The organism is Anoxybacillus sp., assembly GCF_036834105.1.
GTDB lineage: Bacteria > Bacillota > Bacilli > Bacillales > Anoxybacillaceae > Anoxybacillus.
This window is the reverse complement of record NZ_DAITON010000134.1, coordinates 1-6,010: the sequence shown is the minus strand read 5'-3', so window position 1 is coordinate 6,010 and position 6,010 is coordinate 1. Positions and strand designations below refer to the sequence as shown.

10 protein-coding genes are annotated in these 6,010 nt (G+C 42.6%); all 10 read left to right on the top strand.

The window, feature by feature from the left end; translation table 11 throughout:
- A partial coding sequence (locus V7Z64_RS11245) for a flotillin-like FloA family protein (RefSeq protein WP_334110448.1) occupies nucleotides 1–152 on the top strand: 152 nt, incomplete at its 5' end.
- Nucleotides 153–159: 7 nt separating this feature from the next.
- The gene (locus V7Z64_RS11240; protein WP_334110446.1) at nucleotides 160–507 is read left to right on the top strand and encodes a hypothetical protein; all 348 of its coding nucleotides are present in this window, start codon (nucleotides 160–162) and stop codon (nucleotides 505–507) included.
- Nucleotides 508–560: 53 nt separating this feature from the next.
- Nucleotides 561–845: a sporulation protein YqfC gene (gene yqfC, locus V7Z64_RS11235; RefSeq protein ID WP_297989306.1), complete on the top strand. Its 285-nt coding sequence runs from the start codon at nucleotides 561–563 to the stop codon at nucleotides 843–845.
- 11 nt (nucleotides 846–856) lie between these two features.
- On the top strand, nucleotides 857–2,044 hold the full coding sequence (gene yqfD / locus V7Z64_RS11230; protein WP_297989304.1) for a sporulation protein YqfD: 1,188 nt from the start codon (nucleotides 857–859) through the stop codon (nucleotides 2,042–2,044).
- 3 nt (nucleotides 2,045–2,047) lie between these two features.
- The gene (locus tag V7Z64_RS11225) at nucleotides 2,048–3,010 is read left to right on the top strand and encodes a PhoH family protein (RefSeq protein ID WP_003393906.1); all 963 of its coding nucleotides are present in this window, start codon (nucleotides 2,048–2,050) and stop codon (nucleotides 3,008–3,010) included.
- 68 nt (nucleotides 3,011–3,078) lie between these two features.
- Entirely contained in the window at nucleotides 3,079–3,546 is a 468-nt protein-coding gene (gene ybeY, locus V7Z64_RS11220; RefSeq protein ID WP_297989301.1) for an rRNA maturation RNase YbeY, read from the top strand.
- A 6-nt stretch (nucleotides 3,547–3,552) separates the two neighbouring features.
- A complete protein-coding gene (locus V7Z64_RS11215; protein WP_297989299.1) occupies nucleotides 3,553–3,939 on the top strand; it encodes a diacylglycerol kinase family protein in 387 nt (128 codons plus the stop codon).
- A 66-nt stretch (nucleotides 3,940–4,005) separates the two neighbouring features.
- On the top strand, nucleotides 4,006–4,914 hold the full coding sequence (gene era / locus V7Z64_RS11210; RefSeq protein ID WP_297989297.1) for a GTPase Era: 909 nt from the start codon (nucleotides 4,006–4,008) through the stop codon (nucleotides 4,912–4,914).
- Between the two features lie 99 nt (nucleotides 4,915–5,013).
- Complete coding sequence (locus tag V7Z64_RS11205; RefSeq protein WP_297989295.1) at nucleotides 5,014–5,157, top strand: YqzL family protein; 144 nt, start codon at nucleotides 5,014–5,016, stop codon at nucleotides 5,155–5,157.
- Between the two features lie 19 nt (nucleotides 5,158–5,176).
- A complete protein-coding gene (recO, locus tag V7Z64_RS11200; RefSeq protein ID WP_297989293.1) occupies nucleotides 5,177–5,938 on the top strand; it encodes a DNA repair protein RecO in 762 nt (253 codons plus the stop codon).
- Nucleotides 5,939–6,010: the final 72 nt, after the last annotated feature.

The window sequence follows — 6,010 nt, the reverse complement described above, 5'->3', positions numbered from 1 at the left end:
AAGCGCAAGTACCGCTTGCGATGGCAGAGGCGCTTCGCTCTGGCAAGCTCGGCGTCATGGACTATATGAACTTAAAAAACATTATGGCAGATACAAATATGCGTGATTCGATTGGTAAGCTCACACAACATCCTGATGACGAGCAAAAGTGAGGAGTAAATGATGATGCTCATCGATTGGCTTTTTGACAACATATTTGTCGTGTTTATTTTAGGCTTTTTTCTTTCGTGGATTGGCAAGCGGGTAAAACAAATGACGGAAGTAGTCGGAGAGCAACAGCAACCATCGCAAGTTGTTCATGAACGGGCGAATGCGTCAGTAGAGGAACATGTTCGGCGGTCGCACCGTGTTGTAGAAAAGGAACACAAGCATATTGCACCGTCTGAACAACCTGTAAAATATGAGCGGAAAGCTAAAACGTTGCCTAAACATCCGCTCGTACAAGGTGTAATTTTTTCTGAAGTGCTTGGTCCGCCGCGCGCGAAGCGTCCGTTTGGCAGAAAATAAGTGCTATAACCCCCTTTTCTCTCATACATATGAGATGAAAGGGGGTTTTGTTTATGATAAGAAAGTGGAAAAACAAAATGCGGCAATGGCTAACGAATCAAATGGAATTGCCGGCAGATGTCATCGTTGATCTCCCCCGTATTACGATGATTGGACATATTCACATCTACATAGAAAATCATCGCGGTTTGCTTCTATTTACGGATCGCGAGTTGCGCTTATTGTTAAAAAACGGTCAGCTACTTGTTAAAGGGGAGTCGTTTAGCATTAAAACGATTTTGCCTGAAGAAATTTTGCTTGAGGGGAAAATTAGCCAAGTGCTGTATTTGGAAGAATAGGGGGGGCGGGTGTGAAAAACGAATGGATGTATCGGCTGTCAGGAAACTTGCGTATACGTATTGTTGGAAAAGGATTAGAGCGGCTATTAAATGAATTTACGCGACGGGGGATATACATATGGAGCGTAAGGCGGGAAGGGGAACATTCGCTCACATGTTATATGTTTCTTCGTGATCTTCGTCATGTGCGCATAGCGATGCGAAAAAGCGGCTGTAAATTGTATATTCTCGAGCGAAAAGGGGCACCGTTTTGGGTGAAAGCGTCATGGAAAAATAGCGGCATCGTTGTCGGATTAGTTGTTTTTATATGTATTGTATTTTTATTATCTAATATGGTTTGGCGAATTGAAGTGACAGGAGGAAACGCTGAAACGGAACATGCGGTTCGGCAGCAATTGAAAAAAATCGGTGTTGAACGAGGAGCGCTGCAATTTGTTGTCCCTACTCCCGAGGCCATTCAAAAAACAATTATGAACAATATGGATACAATTACATGGATTGGTGTTGAATGGCGCGGCACGACGCTATATTGTCAAGTAGTCGAAAAAAAGCAACCGAAACAAACTGAATCGCACACTCCTCAACATCTTGTTGCGAAGAAAAAAGCAGTCATTACGTATATGTTTGTTGAACAAGGTCAAGCGGTTGTAGAAGTTCATGATCACGTCGTTCCAGGACAACTGCTCGTCTCAGGTTTTATTGGGAAAGAAGGACAAACGGAGATCGTGCCTGCGCGCGGTCAAATTTTAGGAGAAACATGGTACAAGTCTACAGTTGTCGTTCCAATGAAGACGACGTTTTACATGTTCACAGGAAAGAAGCGTGAAACACATTATCTTCGGCTCTTGTCGTGGAAAATTCCGTTTTTTTGGAATAATAAAGATCAATTTTCACAATTTGAAAAACAAGTTGATGAAAAAACATTTCGTTTTTTGACGTGGACGTTGCCTGTTACTTATGAAAAAGTAGTGTGGCGCGAAAAAGAGATTGTAGTTCGGGAATATTCATATGATGAAGCTAAATTAGCAGCGAAACGAATAGCGCGCGAGCAGTTGAAACGGAATTTGCCAGCAGACGCGACTATTCAAGGTGAAAAAGTTTTGCATGAGGCGAAGGAGAATGGTAAAGTAAAAGTAGAAATGCACTACCAAGTCATTGAAAACATTGCGATACCACAACCAATTATTCAAGGAGACTGAGGAATGTCGGAACAGTTTGTCACGATTTACCCTAACGTACAAAATGCAGATGAAGCGCTCGCTTTGTTTGGTACGCACGATATTCACTTAAAGCGAATTGAACAAGAACTAGGTGTTTCGATTGTAACGCGCGGGGAAGCGATCAGCGTTTCAGGAAACAGACAACATATTGAACTCGTTGATGAGCTATTGCGCCATTTGTTGCTTGTCATTCGCAAAGGTATTGTAATTAGTGAACGGGACGTGCTTTATGCGCTACAAATGGCCAAAAACGGCACGATTTCTTACTTTGCGGAACTGTACAACGAAGAAGTTGGCAAAAATGCAAAGGGAAAAGCGATCCGCGTGAAAACGCTCGGTCAGCGGCAATACGTTTCTGCCATTCAACGGCATGATTTAATTTTTGGCATTGGACCAGCAGGAACAGGGAAAACGTATTTAGCGGTTGTGATGGCTGTCCAGGCATTGAAAAACGGACAAGTCAAGCGAATTATTTTAACGCGGCCAGCTGTGGAAGCAGGCGAAAACTTAGGCTTTTTACCCGGGGATTTAAAGGAAAAAGTCGATCCATATTTACGGCCGCTTTATGATGCGCTTCATGACGTGCTTGGTCATGAGCATACACAGCGATTAATTGAACGCGGTGCGATTGAAATTGCTCCGCTTGCCTATATGCGTGGACGCACGTTAGATGATGCATTTGTCATTTTAGATGAGGCACAAAATACGACGCCTTCGCAAATGAAAATGTTTCTAACTCGCCTTGGATTCGGTTCGAAAATGGTTATCACCGGCGATATTTCGCAAGTAGATTTGCCAAAAGGCGTCCGTTCCGGGCTTGCGATTGCGAAAGACATTTTGACGAATGTAAACGGAATTTCATTCGTCTTTTTAGAGCAAGCTGATGTTGTACGCCATCCGCTCGTCGGCAAGATTATAGCCGCATATGAAGAAGCTGGAATGTAAATGCGACCCATGTTGATGTGGGTCCTTTTTGCACTTTTATAATAATCATAGAGGAAGAAGGGATTTGTGTGTTGATCATTGACTTTATAGACGAAACGAATGAAGTAACTGAGGAACAGCTTGAGCTGCTTGAGCAGTTATTGCAACATGCTGCGAAGGAAGAGAACGTACCGAGCGGCGCTGAGATGAGTGTGACGTTTGTGGACAATGAAAAAATTCGTGAAATAAACCGTGAGTATCGCGGGAAAGATGCGCCGACAGATGTCATTTCGTTTGCGCTTGAAGAAATGGGGGAAGAAGAAATTGAGATTATCGGTGCAGACTTGCCGCCTGTGCTAGGAGATATTATCATTTCTTTGCCAAAAGCGCGCGAACAAGCGGAGCAATATGGTCATTCGTTTATGCGTGAGCTCGGTTTTTTAGCGGTGCATGGTTTTTTACATTTGCTTGGCTATGATCATGAGACGGAAGAAGAGGAAAAAGTGATGTTTGCAAAACAAGAACAATTACTACAACAGTTCGGTTTAACGAGATGATAAATGATGGGCTGGAAGCGATTTGTTGCGAGCATGTTATATGCGTTAAATGGTATTCGCCTTGCTGTTCGCGATGAGCGACATATGCGTGTTCATTTAACAGCAGCGTGCATCGTCATTGTCGTAGCAACGGTGTTTCGTATTTCGAAAATGGAGTGGCTGATTTTGTTGCTGACGATTGGAGCGGTCATTAGTTTAGAAATGGTCAATAGTGCCATTGAACGGACGGTTGATTTAGTGACGGATGAGTATCGGCCGTTAGCGAAAGAAGCGAAAGACTTAGCGGCTGGTGCCGTGCTCGTTTTTGCACTTCTTTCCGTCATTGTGGGAATTTCCATTTTCACTCCTTATTTGTATGTATTTTTTAAAAATTCTTTACATTTTCATAAATAGTAGTGAAATCGTGTTCATATTTTGGTAAAATAAAAAGTAAGCATACGTTATGCGATGGAGGGTTTCATGATTAAAAAAGGATATAAGTCAGGATTTGTAGCTATTATCGGAAGACCGAATGTAGGAAAATCCACATTTTTAAATCGCGTCATCGGGCAAAAAATTGCGATTATGAGCGATAAGCCACAAACGACGCGCAATAAAATTCAAGGTGTATACACGACAGATGACGCGCAAATCATTTTTATCGATACGCCAGGCATTCATAAGCCGAAGCATAAGCTTGGCGATTTTATGGTGAAAGTAGCGCAAAGCGCGCTGCAAGAGGTCGATTTAATTTTATTTATGGTAAACGCTGTAGAAGGGCTCGGTCGCGGAGATGAATTTATTATTGAGCGCTTAAAGCATGTGCAAACACCGGTGTTTTTAGTCATTAATAAAATCGATGAAGTGCATCCGGACGACCTATTGCCGCTCATTGAGCAATATCGCTCGCTCCATGCGTTTGCTGAAGTTATTCCTATTTCAGCGTTGCAAGGCAACAATGTCGAAACGTTGTTGCAACAAATTAAAAACTACTTGCCTGAGGGACCACAATATTATCCGGCGCACCAAGTAACAGACCATCCAGAGCGCTTCATTATTGCTGAATTTATCCGAGAAAAGGCGCTTCATTTGACGAGAGAAGAAGTGCCTCATTCGATTGCGGTCGTTATCGATTCGATCGAACGCCGTGAAAATAGCGATACAGTATACGTGGCGGCTACGATTATTGTTGAGCGGGATTCGCAAAAAGGAATTATTATCGGCAAGCGCGGTCAAATGTTAAAAGAAATCGGCCAGCGAGCGCGCATCGATATTGAGGCGCTACTCGGTTCAAAAGTCTTTTTAGAACTATGGGTAAAGGTGCAAAAAGACTGGCGCAATAAAATGGGACAGCTGCGGGATCTTGGTTATCGAGAAGACGAATATTAAGGCTGTAAAATTTTAAAAGACATCGTGACAGCAAGAGAAGGGCAAACTACAAATGAGCTGCTCAATCACCGTCAACTAACGAGAGAAAGGTGTGGTTCGATGCTCGATTTTACTTGGAAACTGTTTAGTCAAACAGGAAATATTGACACGTATCTTTTATTTAAGGAGTTAGAACGCGAAACGCAAGAGCAAGGGAATAATGAGACGTATTACTTAGCAGAACGAGATTACCACGTCCTTTAACGTTGGAAGGTTATGTTGCATGTTTGAAAAGTGTGAAGGAATTGTTATTCGAACAATCGACTACGGAGAGACGAATAAAATCGTTACGATATTTACGCGCGAATGGGGAAAGGTTGCTGCGATGGCACGAGGAGCGAAAAAGCCGAGCAGCCGCCTTTCTTCCGTTACGCAAATGTTTACATACGGAATATATCTCGTACAAAAAAGCCGTGGCGTCGGAAGCTTGCATCAAGGGGAATTGCTTTCAACGATGCGGCATATACGAGAAGATATTTTTTTGACAGCATATGCGTCATATATTGTGGAGTTAACAGATAAAGCAACGGAAGAAAGAAAACCGAATCCGTATTTGTTTGAACTTCTTTTACAAACGCTCACGTATATGAATGAAGGGCTCGATGCTGAGGTACTGACATACATATACGAAATGAAGCTCCTTCCAGCATTCGGATTGTATCCGAAGTTGGACGGCTGCGCCGTTTGTGGACAAACAGAAGGAACGTTTGCTTTTTCAATTACAGAGGGAGGATTTCTCTGTCATCGCTGTTTTGAGCGCGATCCACACCGCATATCGATGAGCTCATCGGTGTTGAAGCTGCTTCGCCTTTTTTACTACGTTGATTTGTCCCGTATTGGTCGAATCGCTGTCAAACAAGAAACGAAACAACAACTACAAACGATCATCTCAGCCTATTACGATGAATATTCAGGTCTATCGTTAAAGACAAAACGTTTTTTACGACAGCTCCATACATTGAAAGATGAAAGCGGACAAATATAACGTTGTCCGCTTCCCACTTTTGTTTGCAAAATATGAAGATGAATTATAATATGGTCTTATAATGTAGCCTAT

Coding starts and splice junctions, on each gene's coding strand:
- V7Z64_RS11240 (WP_334110446.1), top strand. CDS start 160: ATGATGATGCTCATCGATTGGCTTTTTGACAACATATTTGTCGTGTTT.
- yqfC (WP_297989306.1), top strand. CDS start 561: ATGATAAGAAAGTGGAAAAACAAAATGCGGCAATGGCTAACGAATCAA.
- V7Z64_RS11225 (WP_003393906.1), top strand. CDS start 2,048: ATGTCGGAACAGTTTGTCACGATTTACCCTAACGTACAAAATGCAGAT.
- V7Z64_RS11215 (WP_297989299.1), top strand. CDS start 3,553: ATGGGCTGGAAGCGATTTGTTGCGAGCATGTTATATGCGTTAAATGGT.
- era (WP_297989297.1), top strand. CDS start 4,006: ATGATTAAAAAAGGATATAAGTCAGGATTTGTAGCTATTATCGGAAGA.
- V7Z64_RS11205 (WP_297989295.1), top strand. CDS start 5,014: ATGCTCGATTTTACTTGGAAACTGTTTAGTCAAACAGGAAATATTGAC.
- recO (WP_297989293.1), top strand. CDS start 5,177: ATGTTTGAAAAGTGTGAAGGAATTGTTATTCGAACAATCGACTACGGA.